Here is a 17128-nt window from a genome sequence, read left to right as displayed (position 1 = left end):
GCTTATACGTCGCCTCTAATATGGTCGTTGTTCAACTCAACAACGTAGGAGAAGCGATGTCTACTGTATTAATCACTGGCGCTAACCGTGGCTTAGGCTTGCAATTTGTCCGCCACTACCTTGGAAAAGGTTGGCAAGTTATCGCAACTTGTCGTTCACCAGAAAATGCTAAGCAGCTCAATGAACTAGTAACCCAATCCAATCAACTTCAACTGATGGCTCTAGACGTCACTAACCAACAAGATATCGATCAGTTAGCCACTCAATTAGCGGATCGTCCGCTCGATCATTTAGTTCTTAATGCAGGTGTATTAGGCGAAGAGTGTGCAAAGCTTGGCGAAATGACCCAGAAAAAATGGCTAGAAGTACTAAACATAAATACCGTCGCACCTGCCCTGCTAATTCAAGCCCTACAAGACAACGTTGCGAAAAGTCAGCACAAAACCATCGTGGGAATCTCAACCCGAGTTGCGAGTTTAAGCGATAACAGTTCAGGTAACATGTACAGTTATCGAGCATCTAAAGCAGCGCTTAATCAGGTTCTAGTATCAGCAGCACGCAATCTCGAATCACGAGGAGTAAAAACTGTCGCAGTTCATCCCGGCTGGGTAAAAACCGATATGGGCGGTGAGGACGCAACCTTTTCTGCCGAGGAAAGTGTTGCTGGTATTGTTTCGGTCGCAGAACAGCTAACACTTGAGCAATCCGGAAGCTTCCGCGTATTTGATGGCTCTACAATCGAATGGTAAATGATCTCTAAATGACGTCTCCCGGCCAAATTGAAGGCCGGGAGAATACAATAAACCAATAGGCCAAAAAGATAAAAGCACGCGCTATCGTCAGACAAGCTAGCCGTTATCGTCTATTGTGTTGTACCACCGTCAAGCGCTGAGGAAGTCAGCGATTGCAGCGGCATCATTTAGGCAATGATTTCCCGTGAAACTCACTCAATCGTCCCACTCAGGCGCTAGCCCTTCAGGGTTTACTTCGCGGCCATTTCTTTCCAGCGCATCTATCTTAGCGATCGCCTCTTCACTCAGATTAAGTTCAAGTGCTTTCAGGTTACTTGCCAAATTCTCTCGTTTAGTTGAAGACGGGATCACCGCGTAACCTTTTGACAAAGCCCAAGCAAGCGCGACTTGAGCTGGCGTGGCCTGATAGTCCTCAGCAATACCTGCAATAGTTGGGTCCCTAAGTACTTTCCCATATGCCAAGGTCATGTAAGACGTTACCTGAATATCGTTTTCCTGCATGAAGCTGACCAACTTACGATTTTGCAAATAAGGGCTAAGCTCGATTTGGTTAGTAACAATATTCTCTTTACCGACCACTTCTATCGCTTGTTGCAACAAGTCAATATTAAAGTTGGATACGCCAATATTACGGGTTAACCCTTGCGATTTAGCTTCAAGTAATGAAGCCATGTATTCGTTCAAGTTATTATTATTGCCAGGCCAATGGATCAAGGTCAAATCCACATAATCTGTATTTAGCTTTTCTAAGCTCTCTTTTAGACTTGGAATGAGTTGTTCCGTGTTCATGTTATCAACCCAGATCTTGGTCGTAATGAATAGCTCATCACGTGCAATACCGGACTGTGTCAATACTTCACCGATTTCTGCCTCATTACCGTAAATCTGTGCAGTATCAATTACGCGGTAACCCACTTCTAACGCATTACGGACTGAATCCTTAACTACTTCACCCTCTAAACGAAACGTGCCGACGCCAAATGATGGTACTTTCATCTAAATCTCCTGAATTATCGATTTTATAGTTGATTCGAAGCAAAACTTTACGCCGCAAGAAACTTTCCGTAAAGTTAACAATACTCAAATCTAATTTGAAATATATTCAACAATGAAAGCTACTCTAGATGAAATGCGCACCTTTATGGCCGTGGTCGATACGGGTTCAATCAGCTCTGCGGCTGAACTTTTATCGATGACCGTCTCGGCGGTGAGTCGATCGGTATCTCGGCTAGAAGCCAAACTCGAAACGACTTTGTTAAATCGCACAACCCGTAAGTTAGATGTTACTAACGAAGGAACGATATATCTCGATAAAGTCAGACATATTGTAGAAGCAGTAGAGAATGCCGAAGCACAACTGAAAAGCCAGAAATATAAGCCCTCTGGCCTCCTACGAATAAACGCAGCTACCCCCTTCTTACTGCACGTACTAACGCCGCACATTGCTAAATATCAGAGCTTGTATCCGGAAGTCGAAATCGATCTCAATTCCAATGAGGAAAATATTAGCCTTTTGGGAACAAAAACCGATATTGCTTTTCGTATCGGTGAGCTACAAAACTCAACCATGCGCGCGATATTTCTTGGTAAAAGTCGGATTCGAATCGTCGCGAGTCCAGAGTATTTAAGACAACATGGTACTCCAACCTCAATAGATCAGTTACTCAATCACAAGCTACTTGGATTCAACAAGCCGGAGTATCTTAAGGAATGGCCGATCATGGATGATAAGAACAAACTTCTGCGTATTATGAGTAGCCTAAGATCTGATAATGGCGAGACGCTAAGATGTTTAGCCTTACATGGTGCGGGGATAGCTTGCCTGTCTGACTTTATGACCTACTCTGACCGACAAGCTGGTCGCTTAGTGGGCGTGCTTAGTGAACACACGCATAATGTCGAACAGCCCGTTCATGCGGTGTATTACAAAAATGCCAGCACCTCACGCCGGATCAGCTCTTTTATTGACTTCATCAAGCAAGAAATCAAGGTAGAGAACCACCAGTTCCTTTAAAGACCACCGCTGTTTGTGGCAAAACACTTTTGTCTTTTTGCCGCTTTTTCTCACAACAAAAATCTCATAGTGTCCTGAATATCAGGGAGGCACCTTGCCTCCTAGTACTCACAGTAATAGTCAGGCTTCATAATGCATAAAGATTTAAGTAACAGATTCACCATCGGGGTTGAGCTCCCCCTAGATAATGACTGGACCCAAGAAGGCCAGAAAAAACGCCTGCTCCAACGAAAACCGTTCGGCGTACCAGACATGAGTGCACATAAACAGCGTATTATGTTAGCCGATAAGTTAGGCTTTAACGTAGCGTGGGTGAGAGATGTCCCGTTGTACGACCCTAACTTTGGAGACGCGGCACAAATTTATGAACCGTTCAGTTATCTTGGCTATCTCTCTGCGTGCACCGACAACATTCTACTAGGGACAGCAGCGATAGTATTACCGTTAAGACAACCTTGGCTAGTGAAAAAAGCCGCTGCGACCATCAACGAGTTAAGTGGTGACCGCCTGATACTCGGTGTGGCTAGTGGAGACCGCCCTAGTGAATATCCCGTTTTTAATGCCAACTTTGACAGCCGTGGCTCAGCTTTTCGAGAAAGTGTAGAGATTTTGAAAGATACGCAAAATGATAAGCTGGGTAACGATCTACAGTTATTACCCGAGTTTGCTGATATTCCTATCTATGTCGCAGGGTTAGCGCAGCAAAGTCCACAATGGATAGGAGAAAACCTAGACGGCTGGCTCGCCTACCCAGGCACACCTGATGATCATGAACACCGCGTTGCACTTTGGCGCTCCGTAGCGGGAAACAAACCCTACGCCAGCTTTATTCATCTTGATTTAGTCGATAACCCAAATGCACCAGTCGTTCGGCATCATTTTGGTATCCGGGCCGGAGTCAATGGCTTGAGCGATGAGCTAGAAAAAATGCAAGAAGCAGGAGTCAATCACATCGGGTTGCATTTCCGTCGTAATAGCCAACCAATTGAGAAATCAATGGAACAGATCGCTCAGTACGTGTTGCCACGCTTTAACTAAGATCAAATAAAAATATGTGCCACCTTACTAAGGGGTGGCACGCTAGGCTTGGCACTTGGAAAAACAAAAGCTGCAATAACGACAAAACTCTTTTGTTAAAACAACAATAATAGAGTTATTTTAAAGTAAGTCTTGGTTGAATAAAGTCGATGAACGCGGAAATACGTTTAGAGACTGAAGAAGATTTGTAGAAGACAGCATTGACCTGTTCTCGTCCAGTATTTGTGATTTTTTCCGATTCAAACAATGCCACTAACCGTCCAGAATCAAGATCATCTTTCACCATAAAGCCAGATAAACATGCAATGCCGTTCCCTGCCAACACTAACTGTCTAACCGTTTCACCACTGCTGGATAGGATATCAGGCTCTATCATCTCAAACCCTCGTAATGGCCACTGATTTAACACTTTAGCGCCAGAAAAACCGATCAAGTTATGACTGCGCAAATCGCTCACCGCTTCAGGGAAACCTCGTTTAGATAAATAACCAGGCGTGGCAACGATAAATAGTGGGCTTGTTCCTAAAGGTTTAGCATGCAGTGTTGAATCCGATAATCGTCCAATACGTATCGCCACATCGGTTCTTTTTTCCAATAGATCCACAAAACCCTCATTAGAGGTAAGATCGAGTTGAATATCAGGATAAGCCTCTTTAAATGGCTGAATTAACGGCACGAGTTGATGTAAAACAAATGGGCTAGCGGCATCAACTCTTAAGCGCCCCTTGGGTAATTCACCTCGTGTGATGATCTCTTCTTCAGCTTGCTGTATTTGTAGTAAACCTAAGCGAACCGCTTCAACAAACTGATGCCCTTCCTCAGTAACTTCCACTCTGCGCGTCGTGCGATTCAGCAAGGTTACCCCCAGCTGTGATTCAACTTTACTAACCGCACGAGATACCCTAGCGACTTGAATACCTAGTGCATCAGCAGCGGAAGAAAATCCACCACTATCCACAACTGCCATAAGAATCTCTAATTCATCTGATCGGGTTAACATTTCATCCCCTTTCTTAACTGCGCACTTTCATCATTTATAACAAAAGTATTTTGTAATAAACACCATTTTTCGCAACGAATAACTCTTTAATAATACACGACATGGAAACGGGCTATTCGTTTATCCATTCATATTCAATGATTATAAGAGAGAGTTGTTATGCCTTTAGCTTTACTTGCATTGACGCTTAGCGCCTTTGCTATTGGAACCACGGAGTTTGTAATTGTCGGTCTGATACCGACTATGGCCTCCGACCTCAACGTATCATTACCTTCAGCGGGTCTTTTAGTTAGCCTGTACGCACTTGGTGTTGCGGTTGGTGCTCCCGTTTTAACAGCGCTGACTGGTAACTGGAAAAGAAAGTACGTTCTGCTTTCTGTTATGGCACTGTTTGTTCTTGGCAATCTGTTAGCCTGGCAAGCACCTGGATACAACACACTAGTTACAGCAAGGATACTGACCGGGCTTGCACACGGTGTGTTCTTTTCGATCGGCTCGACTATCGCAACTGGCCTAGTGTCAAAAGAAAAAGCCGCTAGCGCAATTGCTATTATGTTTACCGGTCTCACCGTAGCTCTAGTGACGGGCGTGCCACTTGGCACCTGGATTGGCCAGACATTTGGTTGGCAGGCAACCTTCCTAATCGTCGCGATCCTTGGAATCATCGCACTGATAGGAAGCGCTCTGCTAGTGCCGAGTAATCTGAAACAACCACCAGCAACCAAGCTGTCATCGCAAGTGAAAGTCTTGACTCAGCCTCGTCTACTTTTGGTGTACGCAATCACCGCGCTAGGTTACGGTGGTACGTTCACAGCCTTCACTTACTTGGCTCCTATTTTGGAAGAAGTATCGGGGTTTGGCTCTAGCGCTATCAGCCTAATTATGTTGGTTTATGGTGTATCAGTCGCATTCGGCAACATCTGGGGCGGAAAGATGGCCGACTCTATGGGGCCAATCAAAGCTCTGACAGCGATTTTCTCGGGCCTAATTGTGGTATTGCTCGTGTTTAGTGTCACAGCATTTAATCCAATTTCTGCAGTAGTGACCATTCTTGTCTGGGGTGCCTTTGCCTTTGGTAACGTTCCAGGACTTCAAGTTTATGTTGTCAAACTAGCAGAGAAATATTCACCTGATGCAGTCGACGTCGCTTCTGGTCTCAACATTGCTGCATTTAACGTAGGTATTGCACTGGGTTCTTGGGGCGGTGGCCTTATCGTGGCCAATGCTGGGCTGATGCACACACCTTGGATTGGCGCGATCGTAGTATTAGGTGCTCTACTACTAACCCGTTTCAGCGGAATGCTAGACAAGCGTGGAGAGCAGCACGCAACGGCACACTGATTCACGTTCCGAATCGATAAAAATCACTTAAGTTAGCCCGGCATTACGTCGGGCTTTCAATACAGAGTTTAAATACACCATTGACTGAGGTAGAAAGTTTATTCTACCCTTAGGTAAAACAAACGTTCTACCTGGTATGTCAAATAGTGAAAGAAAAAATCGCAGCAAGCCTAGAAAAAGCATTCAGTCAGTATGGCTTCGCCGAGCCGAGCGTACCCCAACTCAAAAACGCCTGCGAAGTCAGCCTGAGAACCCTGTACAAATACTACCCCTCCAAGGAAGCGATGATTGTTGCAGCTCTCGAGCATCGCCATCAAAGGTATTTGAGTTTTTTGCTCGAAGACGCCCCTGCCAATGGAACACCGGCTGTATTACACCTATTCACTCGCCTCGAGGATTGGATGAAGGAGTTTGCACCGAATGGCTGCATGTCCATCAATGCATTAGCAGCCTATCCAGAAAATCTATCGATTAATCAAGCAGTAAAACAACACAAATTGGCGGTCCGTCAGCTTATGCTCCAACTAAGTCAGCGAGAAGACCTCGCAACCACACTCTTCTTGTTACATGAAGGTTTATCCAACGCATGGCCGGTTCTCGGTCACGCTGCCTTTGCATCCGCTGAACACACTCTGCTAGAACTAATGAAGGAGAACAATCAATGACCACAATCCCGAAAGTAATGAAAGGCGTCCAACTTATCGGTCATGGTGGGCCAGATATGCTTCGTTACCGCGATGATATACCTGTGCCAGTCCCCTCGCCTGATGATGTATTGATCCAAGTTGCCGCCGCCGGAGTCAATAACACCGACATCAATACCCGAACAGCATGGTATTCTAAAAACGACGCCAATAGCATGGATGCAAGTTGGTCAGGAGACGCGCTATCTCTCCCTCGAATCCAAGGTGCCGATGTATGCGGTACCATCGTCGCTGTTGGTGAGAATATCTGCCCATCACGAGTCGGCCAGCGTGTGCTTATCGAACCATGTATTACGCGCTTCAACAGTCAAGCACTTAGCTCGCCTTGGTACTTCGGTTCAGAATGTGATGGTGGCTTTGCTCAGTTCACTGTTGTTGACAGTGAACATGCATATGCAGTGAATAGTAGTTTATCGGATATCGACTTGGCCTCCTTCCCTTGTTCTTATTCAACTGCCGAGAACATGCTTGTCCGCTCTAATGTCACAGCGAGCGATACCGTACTGATTTCAGGGGCATCCGGTGGTGTTGGCTCTGCCGCAATCCAACTGGCGAAGGCGCGTGGAGCATACGTCATTGCTATCGCCAGCCCAGAAAAGAAAGAACAGATCACGGCATTAGGAGCAAACCAAGTTATCCCTCGCGATGCAAATTTGCCGGCGACTCTCGGAGAAAACAGCGTTGACGTAGTGATTGATCTGGTCGCAGGAGAGCAGTGGCCACAATTTCTTCAGGTACTAAAACCAGGATCAAGATACGCTGTTTCCGGCGCCATAGGCGGTCCAATTGTCGAGCTGGATGTAAGAACTCTTTACCTTAAAGACCTAGCGTTATTTGGTTGTACCGTTTTGGCACCAGAAGTATTCGGTAACTTGGTTCGCTATATCGAACAGAACGCAATTCGCCCCTTAGTCGCGGAGTCATTTCCCTTAAACCAGATAGGTCAAGCGCAAGAAGTATTTTCACGCAAGCAACATACTGGGAAACTGGTTTTGGAAATCACATAGCTTTTCGATTAACAGCGGCCTATACAAGTCGTTGTAATTTGAGAACACTTTAAGCATCCTAAAAAGTTCTCAATACTTAGAAGATCGCTACGGTTGGCTTAGCTTGTTATCCCTTTTCATCACGCTAAGCCAGCTTGTAAAAATATGTGTTTGTTTCTGAGTTATAAATGTTTAATACCAACATTATCTTACTTCTGGCGTTCATGAACAGAACCGAGATCTGAACGACTTCGGTGTTAAACCTACGATCCTATTAAATATTTTCCTGAACGCGCTCACATCTTGGTAACCCACTCTAAATGATATTGCGTCAAATGTTAGGGTTGTCGACTCAAGTAAATCACAAGCTTTTTGTACTCTTAAGCTTTGTATATATTGGTTAACATTGAAACCTGTCGCCTTTTTAAAGCGTCGCTGCAATGTCCTTTCTGTTAAACAACTCAACTCTGCAAGCTCTTTATTGCTCAGTTTTCCTTGATAATGATCGTTTATATAGTGCTGTAGTTGAACAATTACCTCATCACCATGTTGGAAGTTTGGGGTAAACTGTTGATAAAAGCGTTGCTCTCTCGGACCAGTATCAATAACCAACATTTTGCCTAACAGGCGCATTACTGCCGGTGACGCAAATAAGGAAACCAATTCCAAGCCTAAATCCACCCATGACATCATACCCCCAGCCGTAATGATCGTTCCTTCGTTAATAAGGATGGCTTCTTGTCTTACGTGGATATCGGGAAACTGACTCGCTAATGAAGGAGCCAAGCCCCAGTGTGTTGTACAAGACTTATTGGTCAACAACTGGGTTTGAGCAAGAATAAAAGTACCAGCGCAGGCGGAGGCTAAAATCGCACCTTTACTATATTGGACATTTAACCAGTCGAGTAGCTCTGGCTCTGGTTCTAAGTAATATTGACCAGTGCCGCTAGGCGGAATCATTACCGCTGTTTTCACATCGAAGTGCGTGTTTGACCAGTGATCCAATATCTCTACTTCAAAGTGCACATCAACGCCCAATTTAGCCGCCGCACGGTTTGCCATCTCGAAGAGTTCGCTTAAACCATATACGGAGGCTTGCGAGCTATCTGGGTAATTAACGAGTGCTATTTTCATTTATCTTCAAGTGTCGCTTTTTGACTCTTTTGTGTCATTTTAGACTCTAAAGAAGGTAGCTAAAAGTCTTTATATTATTCGTACCGCAATGATCCTGAATAAAAGGAAAAGAAAATGACTCAAAAAGCCCTACTTGTAATTGATTTGCAAAACGACTATTTCCCAGAAGGAAAGTTTCCTTTATGGAATACAGAATCAACTTTAGACAATGTTAAGAGAGCAATAACTAAAGCCAATGAGCAAAACATTCCTGTGATTCATATTCAGCATATTGCCGATCCTGCCATGGGTATTGCCCCGTTCTTCAATGAAGGCAGCGACGGTGCCAATATTCACCCAGAAGTTCTTGCTTTAGCGCCGAATTCCGAAATCGTGGTAAAGCACTTCGCAGATAGCTTTGAAGGAACACGTTTAGAAGAAGTATTGGCAAGCAAAAATGTAACGGAGTTACTTGTATGCGGAATGATGACACAAAACTGCGTGACACATACTGCTATCTCAAAATCTGCGGACAAGTATGATGTTTCGATCTTAATGGATAGCTGTACCACGGTCGATGAAATGATTCACAACATTGCACTTCACGCTGTCTCAACGAGAGTTCCCCTCGTAACTATTGAAGATAAGCTGTAATACACGTAAAACCTTTCGCTCACACAATGCGGGCGAAAGGTCACACATATATGCACTTTCATTGATATTTGCTTACTTTGTGTTAAACATTGGTTTCCAAACAGTTACAAGGAAACGTTTATGAAATGGATAGTCGTATTGTTTATTAGCTTATTTTCAGTTTTCAGCCATGCGAAAGAGTGGAAACAAATTCGCTTCACTGTTGAAGGGGCTTACCCTCCATTTAGCTGGACGACAAAAGAGGGAAAGCTAGAAGGGTTTGAAGTCGACCTCGCTAACGCGTTATGCAAAGAGTTAGAAGTAAAGTGCGTTATCTCAAAAATGGATTGGGATGGCATCATCCCTTCTCTCCTTAGTCGCAAGAACGATGCGATTATTGCTGCAATGACAATCACAGAAGAACGAGAAAAGAAAGTCGATTTCACCGTCCCTTATGCAAAAGTACCGACTCGTTTTGTAATGAAAAATGATAGAGAAATCAACATGGATGACGGCAGCCTAAATCGTTTATCTATTGGAGTTCAAAGAGCCACAATTGGTGATAAGTACCTTTCGGCCTTGTATCCAGATATTGATATTCGTCGTTATGGTACGTTCGATGAGGCATTTACCGATCTACTCAATGGACGGTTAGATGCTGTATTTGGCGGCTCAATCGGTTTAAGTGCTGGTTTTCTTGAAACTGCACAAGGTCAAGGCTATCACTTTACTGGACCAGCGTTTACTGAGGAAAAGTGGTTCGGCCGTGGCATTGGCGTAGCAGTGAGAAAACAAGACAAAGAATTAAAAGCATTACTCGATAGCGGAATACAAAAATTGATCCAGAGCGGTAAGCATAAAACCATCGCCAGCAAGTATTTCTCCTATAGTATTTACGAGTAACCTCTTTATCTTTTTATAGCCTGCGCGGTATAGGAAACTTCCCTTTCCCTATATGGCGACAAAAACGGAGCCCTCGAGCAGTCGCCCGAGGGTTATTTTTATAAAAAAGCCCACGTATATAAGTAACCCGCTCCCATGGCCATCGTTAAGATAACGATTAGGAAGGCAGCGATCATTTGGTTCTTAAAAATTGATTTCAACAAAATCACTTCTGTAAGACTTGCGCCAGCACTACCAATAATAAGCGCCATAACAGATCCAAGAGCCATACCTTTTTGTACTAGTGCCGCGCTAAGTGGAATGACCGCCTCTGCACGGATGTACAATGGAATACCAATGATTGCTGCGACCGGAATCGCGTACCACTTCGCTTCACCAGCGAACTCCGCAATGAACTCCGTCGGGATGAAGCCATAGATAAATGAACCAATCGCAATGCCCATCATGAGATAATGGAACACTTGCTTAAAGTCTTTCCAAGTTGATTGCCAAATACGTACCCAGCGGCTAGGTTCTTTCTCTTCCACGACTGTCGCTGTTGCACTACCGTCTGATGAGCAGCAAGACACTTCCACTTTAGGTTCAGGTTTTGGTGCATCACCACAGCAAGATGTTTTCGCCGCAACTGGCGTAGGTTCATTGCAGGCGCTGGTACCACAGATTGATGCTGGTCTCGCTTCTTCTTTTTTCTTGCTTGAATCGCCACAAGAAGTACCGCACGAAGAAGAACCTACCGCTTGATATGCTTCTGGTTTGACGTAACGTTCAAACCCTAGTTTTTCAAGTACATAGCCTGCTACCACTGATACTGACATCGCGATAGCAAAGTAAAATACCGCAACTTTCCAACCAAAAGTCACCACAAACAAGCCAATAATCACTGGGTTAAGCAACGGGCTTGCAAATAGGAACACCATCATAGGTCCAAAACCTGCTCTTGCACGCAACAAGCCTTTTAAGAAAGGAATGGTCGAACACGAACAGAAAGGCGTAATCGAACCTAGCAACGCAGCAATGAAGTAACCTTTACCCTTTTTCGAGCTGAGAATAGATTGAATTTTTTCTGGCGTTAGAAAATCTTGCAACACACCGACAATGTAGCTAATTGCCAGAAATAAGATGATAAGTTCGGTTGCTAGAAACGCAAACATATCCAGCGCTTCTTTAGCCATAGTTATAATTTCTGTATTCACATTTACTCTCCTAGTCATTTTTCGCTAACGAGCTTACCTGATAGATAAGCCTTTATTTCGATATTTCTGGAATTATAGAATCACAAAACAAAAAATCAACAGAATATTTCCATAAAAATGGAATAATAAAACTAGTCATTACTTATCATAAAGTTACATGTCGTTAGCTATGCAGACTGGTTGTCGGTGATAATTTCAGAGCATCTCGATTCCTTTTTATCAAACATAACCTAAAATTATCAAAATAAGAAAAAACCATAATTATTGCAGCAGCACCCTCTGAGTTAGTATGACTTTCGACCATTCTTAATAATAAGGAAAACCTATGAGAGCGATAACTTACCAACGAGATAACGATACTTTCTCTTTATCCGAATTACCTACACCAAAACTAGAAACCCAATTTGATGTATTGGTTAAAGTTAACGCTGTTGGTTTGAACCCTGTCGATGCAAAAATTCATTATTGGTCAGACATGGTCACTAACATGGATAACAATTTTGTTGGCGGGTTAGACGTATCAGGAGAAATAGTCTCTGTAGGCGATGCGGTCGTTGATTGGAAGGTTGGCGATAAAGTGTTGTATCACGGAAACATGAGACGCCATCACGGTGGATTCGCTGAATTTGCTATCCATGATTCAAGAACGCTCATAAAGCACCCTCAGGTTCCGGTTGAAGTGGCAGCATCTACACCTTGCGCAGCCTGGACCGCATATCGCGCTTTGGTAGACAAGCTCGATATTTCAAATCGAAGCAGCATTTTTATCGCCGGAGGTGCTGGCGGCGTTGGAAGCTTTGCTATTCAGTTAGCAAAGACATTTGGTGTTGAACAGATCATTGCTACTAGTTCAGAAGCTAATCACGCATATTTGTCCTCGTTAGGAGCAACCCATACGATTGATTATCATCATGAAGATGTAGTTCAGCGAGTAATGGACATTACCGGAAATCATGGCGTTGAGGTTGCACTCGATTGTGTAGGCGGTGATAACGATCGAATTGCAGCCTCGGTGTTAACCTTTGAGGGCGAAATGGTGGAGCTCGTCAAGACTGTCGACCCTTCTCAATATCCAGATGCCTTCTTAAAAGGCTTGGGCTTCCACCAAATAAGTTTGGGCTCTGGTCATGTCTTTGGCGAGAGAGGGTTTGCAAGTATCGTTAATGCCGGAAAGGAAGTGTCTGAGCTATTAGAAAATGGAGAATTGGAAGTACCGAAACTGAAGATCATCGGCTTAGAGGATGTAGGTAACGCACTCTTGGACATGCGAAATCAGAGAACAGTTGGAAAGATTGTCGTTAATCTGAACCAAAAATAATTAATAAAGATCTCGAGGCAAACTGGCAAAGTAATGAGCAAGTTAAAGCATCTTGTTACTTTGCCAGATATGAAAGACCTTTATTTTGTCTATAACGATGAATGAAAAACAAAACCTCTTGCCATACTTCCCTGCGCTTCACCAAAATTAGGCGTTTTCGAGAGTGTCTCTCCAAGTCGCTAGCAATTTAATATGACGTGGTTCAATCCCACAGCAACCACCAATAATGCTTGCTCCCTGCGCATGCCACTTTTTAGCATACTCAAGATATTCAGTCGGAGAGAAATGACGAACTTCCTGAATGGTCTCGTTGGCTTGGTGCGCTTGCTTTATCGGAGCAAAGCTATTTGCGAAAATACCTATCGTCAATTCTCTACCTGACTCACTCAATACTGCTTGTGTATCTATGATCGCTTGCTCGACAACTTCAGGAATAGAGCAATTGAAAAAGATACCTGAAACATTTGTTTTCAACAGCGTATTAACCGCGACTTTAAGAGATTCCCCTGAGCGAAGGCGAGGCAAAGAGTTAGGCTCATCCATTAAGGTGAAAGCAAGATAATTGGGCTTATCTGTTTTGGCTAAAATTATTGATAGAACTTCAACTTCAGCGAGGCTAGACACGGTCTCAGCTAACCAAATATCAACATATTGATCTTGAGCTTCAAATAACTCAGAAGCCACTTCCAGTGCCCTTTTCGGCTCGAATAATTCAGGCCTGTAAGACCCCATTACAGGAGGAAGAGAACCCGCAACGAGCACTCTACCGTTAGAGCTGGTGACTACATCTCTGGCAATTTTAGCTGCAGATTTTGCTAAGTCAGTCCCCCGTTTTGCATAGAGTTCCTCGCCTAAGTGAAATGGGACACATGCATAACTGTTGACAGTGATAATCTCAGCGCCAGCGTCTATGAAATTCTCATGGGCCATTTTTACATGTTGTGGTGATTCAATTAGCGCTTGTGCACTCCAAAGCGGCTGAGAAAAAGGGGCGCCAATACGTTTCAACTCTCGCCCCATGCCACCATCTAAAATTGTTACTTTCTTCATTTAGACATCCATACCGCCAAACATCCATAAGCTCTATTCAAACACAATTTTTATCAATTCAAAATGAAATTGTTATGTTTAAAGTGAACAAAGACTTAATGGCTGATTAAACACTTTAGTATTTACCAGACCTTTCATTCGGACCAAGCTAATGTTATCGCCATTAACTTCGAGTAAAAAGCCCATTATCTATGTCTCTCGGCGAGGCGAACGTTACGAGCCACAATAGTGCATGAAGTGATTGAGGGACTCGCCCTCAATCAAATTTTCTTTTTATTATAAGACTTTAGATAAAAACTTCTGCAATCTAGGGTTGGTGGGGTTATCAAAAAATCGCTCAGGAGAGTCAGAAACCAAAAGCTCACCATCTTCCATAAACAACACCCTATCAGCGACCTCTTTTGCGAAACCCATTTCATGAGTAACCACGACCATCGTCATTCCGTCCTTGGCCAAATCTTTCATCACATCAAGAACTTCTCCAACCATTTCAGGATCTAGTGCTGATGTGGGTTCATCAAACAACATAATGTTGGGCTTCATTGCTAACGCACGAGCGATTGCGACGCGCTGCTGCTGCCCACCTGATAAATGATTAGGATAATTATCCATTCTCTCCGATAGACCGACTTTATAAAGCAAATCTTTTGCTTCTTTCTTCACCGATTCAGGGTCACGTTTAGAAACCTTTAAAGGTGCCAACATGACGTTCTCTATCGCCGTTTTATGTGGAAAAAGGTTGAAGCCTTGAAATACCATGCCCACATCAGCGCGTAGTTTATTGATATCCGTAGATTTGTGGTACATATCGATACCATCTACGATAATAGACCCACTATTTATTGTCTCTAATTGATTGATCGTCCGTAAGAATGTTGACTTACCAGAACCTGACGGTCCTACGATGACAATCACTTCCCCTTTTTCTACATTTACCGATACGTCCTTGAGCGCATGGCAGCCATTAGGGTAAATTTTATTAATTGTTTTTGCTGAAATAATGTATTCCATTAATGACTCCACCATTAATCACTTGCTGCCAATTTCTTTTCTAACGTTTGTATTGCCCAAGATAAGGTACTAGTCAGAAGCAAATAAAGGGCCGCTACGGTAAACCAAACTTCAAATGGGGCAAAACTACCACTTACGACTTCCCTGCCCGCTTTTGTCAGATCAGTAATCGAAATCACGGAGACAAGTGAGGAATCTTTTATCAGGTTGATAAACTGCCCGGCTAAGGGAGGTAATGTCTGCTTAAACGCTTGAGGTAAAATGACATAAATCATCGCTTTGGGATAATTCATTCCTAGTGAACGCGCCGCTTCCATTTGTCCTCTTGGGATTGACTGGATTCCTGACCGCACAATTTCTGCGACGTAAGCGGCGGTAAACACGGAGAGCGCTATCACTCCCGCAGTAAAACGCTCAAGGTCAAGCACAGTACCAATAAAGAAGTAAACGATAAAAATCTGTACTAAAAGAGGCGTTCCACGAATGACCTCGACATACACAAGCGCCAGCTTTTTTAATGCCAGATTGCTGGATATACGCATTAGTCCGACAACTAAGCCCAACGCTAGAGCAATGATAAGTGACCAGAGTGAGATTTTAATGGTCGTCACAACACCATCTAAAATTGGGCCAGAGCGCCACTCTTTTATAGTTGCTAAGGTATCTCCTTCAAAAATAAGATCACCTTCATAGACGTCGACAGACTTATATTGGCTTAGTTCAAGAACAATATCACCATGAATACTTTCCAGAGCCAGTTGGTTATTCTCGTCGAGAATGATGTTCCCATCGACAGGCGCGGTAATGGATGAAGCAGCGTTAGTGGCAATATAAGGAAGGACACGCTCCCAATTCCAGCTGTAATCGATTCGCTTACCTGACAGATAGACAAGACCGCAAATTGATAGCAAAACAAGAACAAAAACAGCGTTCCACAATAGGGATTTAAAGTTATTTTGCATGTGATTCCGAGAATGACTTTGATTAAAGTTGGTTGGGTATTTGAATAAAGAAAAGCGTTAGCTTCACAGCACGAACCGTTTGGTTGGCGATGAACCGAGCCAGAAGCTAACCGCTCCTCTACAATAACAAAATGATTACTTAACTTGCTTTAACCATTTATCGTCGTTAAACCACTTATCGTAAATGCGATCGTAAGTTCCATCGCCCTTAATTTGACGTAAATAGTTGTTTAAGAAGTTAAGCGTATCTGGATTTCCTTGCGGCACAGCCCAACCCAAAGGCTCGTAAGTAAACGGTTTAGCCAAGTGCATTAACTGCCCTTTGTTTTCCGCCACATAAATAGAGTTGTAAGGAAAGTCATAAACAAACGCATCTACCTTTCCGTTGGCAACCTCAAGTACCGCTTCAGACTGGGTTTCGTATAGATTTATCTTAGCTTTCGGAAGGTATCGTTTTACCGCTTGCTCACCCGTTGTCCCAAGCTTAGTTGCAACAACATATTCTGGACTATTGAGATCACGGTAACTAGACACTTTACCTTCATGTTTGAGATCTACGAGAATGGATTGGCCAATAACCACATAGGGATCAGCGAAATTCACCTGAGTATTTCGCATAGGTGTGATCGTCATCCCGCCCATAATCATGTGACACTTACCAGTCAACAGTGTTGGGATAATGCCATCCCATGAAGTGTTCACCGGCACAAACTTAACATCCATGGCACGCGCCATTTGTTTACCCAAATCGATATCAAACCCGATGTACTGCCCATTTTTTGCTGTCATTTCAAAAGGCATATACCCAGAATCAAAGCAGACTTTTAGCTCCCCTGTACTTTTGATGTCGTCTAAAATTGGGTCTGCATTAACCGTCGTCGAAACAGCTAACCCCAGTGCAGCAAAACACAATAACTTTTTCATGGATATTCCTTTATCATTTGTTGTAAAGTTTTTTTATACACGACAATAGAATAAAAAACCACAAATAATGACTTTTTAATCACTAGAATTTGTAGAATCGTCACTAAGACGGAAGATCTGAATGAAAATCTATACCAAGGCATTGCAATTGAATTGCATGCATTAAGTGATTAAGTTGTAGGCAGG

Annotated in this window: 17 protein-coding genes; 9 read left to right on the top strand and 8 right to left on the bottom strand. The window is 43.5% G+C overall.

Annotation, left to right across the window (positions count from 1 at the left end; translation table 11 throughout):
• Positions 1-56: 56 nt before the first annotated feature.
• Positions 57-749 carry an SDR family oxidoreductase gene (locus tag R7Q09_RS09335; RefSeq protein WP_053304419.1) on the top strand — a complete coding sequence of 231 codons (693 nt, stop codon included), beginning with the start codon at positions 57-59 and terminating at the stop codon, positions 747-749.
• A 198-nt stretch (positions 750-947) separates the two neighbouring features.
• On the opposite strand, the gene dkgB is transcribed toward R7Q09_RS09335, so the two are convergent.
• Positions 948-1748: a 2,5-didehydrogluconate reductase DkgB gene (gene dkgB, locus R7Q09_RS09330; protein WP_064368441.1), complete on the bottom strand. Its 801-nt coding sequence runs from the start codon at positions 1746-1748 to the stop codon at positions 948-950.
• 112 nt (positions 1749-1860) lie between these two features.
• Between dkgB and R7Q09_RS09325 the strand changes: the two genes are divergently transcribed.
• Both R7Q09_RS09325 and R7Q09_RS09320 read left to right on the top strand, forming a co-directional pair.
• Positions 1861-2766 (top strand): LysR family transcriptional regulator, encoded by a 906-nt coding sequence (locus R7Q09_RS09325; RefSeq protein WP_005377343.1) that lies wholly within the window; start codon positions 1861-1863, stop codon positions 2764-2766.
• 132 nt (positions 2767-2898) lie between these two features.
• Positions 2899-3804 carry a TIGR03571 family LLM class oxidoreductase gene (locus R7Q09_RS09320; protein ID WP_064353954.1) on the top strand — a complete coding sequence of 302 codons (906 nt, stop codon included), beginning with the start codon at positions 2899-2901 and terminating at the stop codon, positions 3802-3804.
• Positions 3805-3919: 115 nt separating this feature from the next.
• Here the strand turns inward: R7Q09_RS09320 and R7Q09_RS09315 are convergent, their stop codons facing one another.
• Positions 3920-4804, bottom strand: a complete 885-nt coding sequence (locus tag R7Q09_RS09315; RefSeq protein WP_005377338.1) for a LysR family transcriptional regulator — start codon at positions 4802-4804, stop codon at positions 3920-3922.
• 159 nt (positions 4805-4963) lie between these two features.
• Here R7Q09_RS09315 and R7Q09_RS09310 point away from each other — a divergent pair, with 159 nt between their 5' ends.
• From R7Q09_RS09310 to R7Q09_RS09300, 3 genes are all read left to right on the top strand, one after another.
• The gene (locus tag R7Q09_RS09310; RefSeq protein WP_017635963.1) at positions 4964-6145 is read left to right on the top strand and encodes an MFS transporter; all 1182 of its coding nucleotides are present in this window, start codon (positions 4964-4966) and stop codon (positions 6143-6145) included.
• A 143-nt stretch (positions 6146-6288) separates the two neighbouring features.
• Positions 6289-6810: a TetR/AcrR family transcriptional regulator gene (locus tag R7Q09_RS09305; protein WP_042523849.1), complete on the top strand. Its 522-nt coding sequence runs from the start codon at positions 6289-6291 to the stop codon at positions 6808-6810.
• A complete protein-coding gene (locus R7Q09_RS09300; protein WP_213867136.1) occupies positions 6807-7856 on the top strand; it encodes an alcohol dehydrogenase family protein in 1050 nt (349 codons plus the stop codon). Before R7Q09_RS09305 ends, R7Q09_RS09300 begins: the two co-directional genes overlap by 4 nt.
• A gap of 201 nt (positions 7857-8057) precedes the next feature.
• Here the strand turns inward: R7Q09_RS09300 and R7Q09_RS09295 are convergent, their stop codons facing one another.
• Entirely contained in the window at positions 8058-8969 is a 912-nt protein-coding gene (locus tag R7Q09_RS09295) for a GlxA family transcriptional regulator (RefSeq protein WP_054579521.1), read from the bottom strand.
• A gap of 114 nt (positions 8970-9083) precedes the next feature.
• On the opposite strand from R7Q09_RS09295, the gene R7Q09_RS09290 reads away from it, so the two are divergent.
• Complete coding sequence (locus R7Q09_RS09290; RefSeq protein WP_005377333.1) at positions 9084-9602, top strand: cysteine hydrolase family protein; 519 nt, start codon at positions 9084-9086, stop codon at positions 9600-9602.
• A gap of 120 nt (positions 9603-9722) precedes the next feature.
• Positions 9723-10484: a transporter substrate-binding domain-containing protein gene (locus tag R7Q09_RS09285; protein ID WP_005377331.1), complete on the top strand. Its 762-nt coding sequence runs from the start codon at positions 9723-9725 to the stop codon at positions 10482-10484.
• Between the two features lie 98 nt (positions 10485-10582).
• Here R7Q09_RS09285 and R7Q09_RS09280 read toward each other — a convergent pair whose 3' ends face one another.
• The gene (locus R7Q09_RS09280; protein WP_250157774.1) at positions 10583-11656 is read right to left on the bottom strand and encodes a permease; all 1074 of its coding nucleotides are present in this window, start codon (positions 11654-11656) and stop codon (positions 10583-10585) included.
• A gap of 346 nt (positions 11657-12002) precedes the next feature.
• On the opposite strand from R7Q09_RS09280, the gene R7Q09_RS09275 reads away from it, so the two are divergent.
• Complete coding sequence (locus tag R7Q09_RS09275) at positions 12003-12995, top strand: zinc-binding dehydrogenase (RefSeq protein WP_005377328.1); 993 nt, start codon at positions 12003-12005, stop codon at positions 12993-12995.
• 147 nt (positions 12996-13142) lie between these two features.
• Here R7Q09_RS09275 and R7Q09_RS09270 read toward each other — a convergent pair whose 3' ends face one another.
• The 4 genes from R7Q09_RS09270 to R7Q09_RS09255 all read right to left on the bottom strand — a co-directional run bounded on the left by R7Q09_RS09270 (position 13143) and on the right by R7Q09_RS09255 (position 16942).
• Positions 13143-14045, bottom strand: a complete 903-nt coding sequence (locus R7Q09_RS09270; protein WP_213867138.1) for a homocysteine S-methyltransferase family protein — start codon at positions 14043-14045, stop codon at positions 13143-13145.
• Positions 14046-14321: 276 nt separating this feature from the next.
• On the bottom strand, positions 14322-15056 hold the full coding sequence (locus tag R7Q09_RS09265) for an amino acid ABC transporter ATP-binding protein (RefSeq protein WP_170893395.1): 735 nt from the start codon (positions 15054-15056) through the stop codon (positions 14322-14324).
• A gap of 14 nt (positions 15057-15070) precedes the next feature.
• Positions 15071-16018, bottom strand: coding sequence for an amino acid ABC transporter permease (locus R7Q09_RS09260; protein WP_054579516.1), 948 nt, complete (start codon positions 16016-16018; stop codon positions 15071-15073).
• 135 nt (positions 16019-16153) lie between these two features.
• Complete coding sequence (locus R7Q09_RS09255) at positions 16154-16942, bottom strand: transporter substrate-binding domain-containing protein (RefSeq protein WP_005377324.1); 789 nt, start codon at positions 16940-16942, stop codon at positions 16154-16156.
• Positions 16943-17128: the final 186 nt, after the last annotated feature.

This window comes from Vibrio sp. 2130-1 (genome assembly GCF_033339515.1).
Note: the sequence above shows the minus strand (reverse complement) of the source record. Positions and strands in the feature narration are given on the sequence as shown.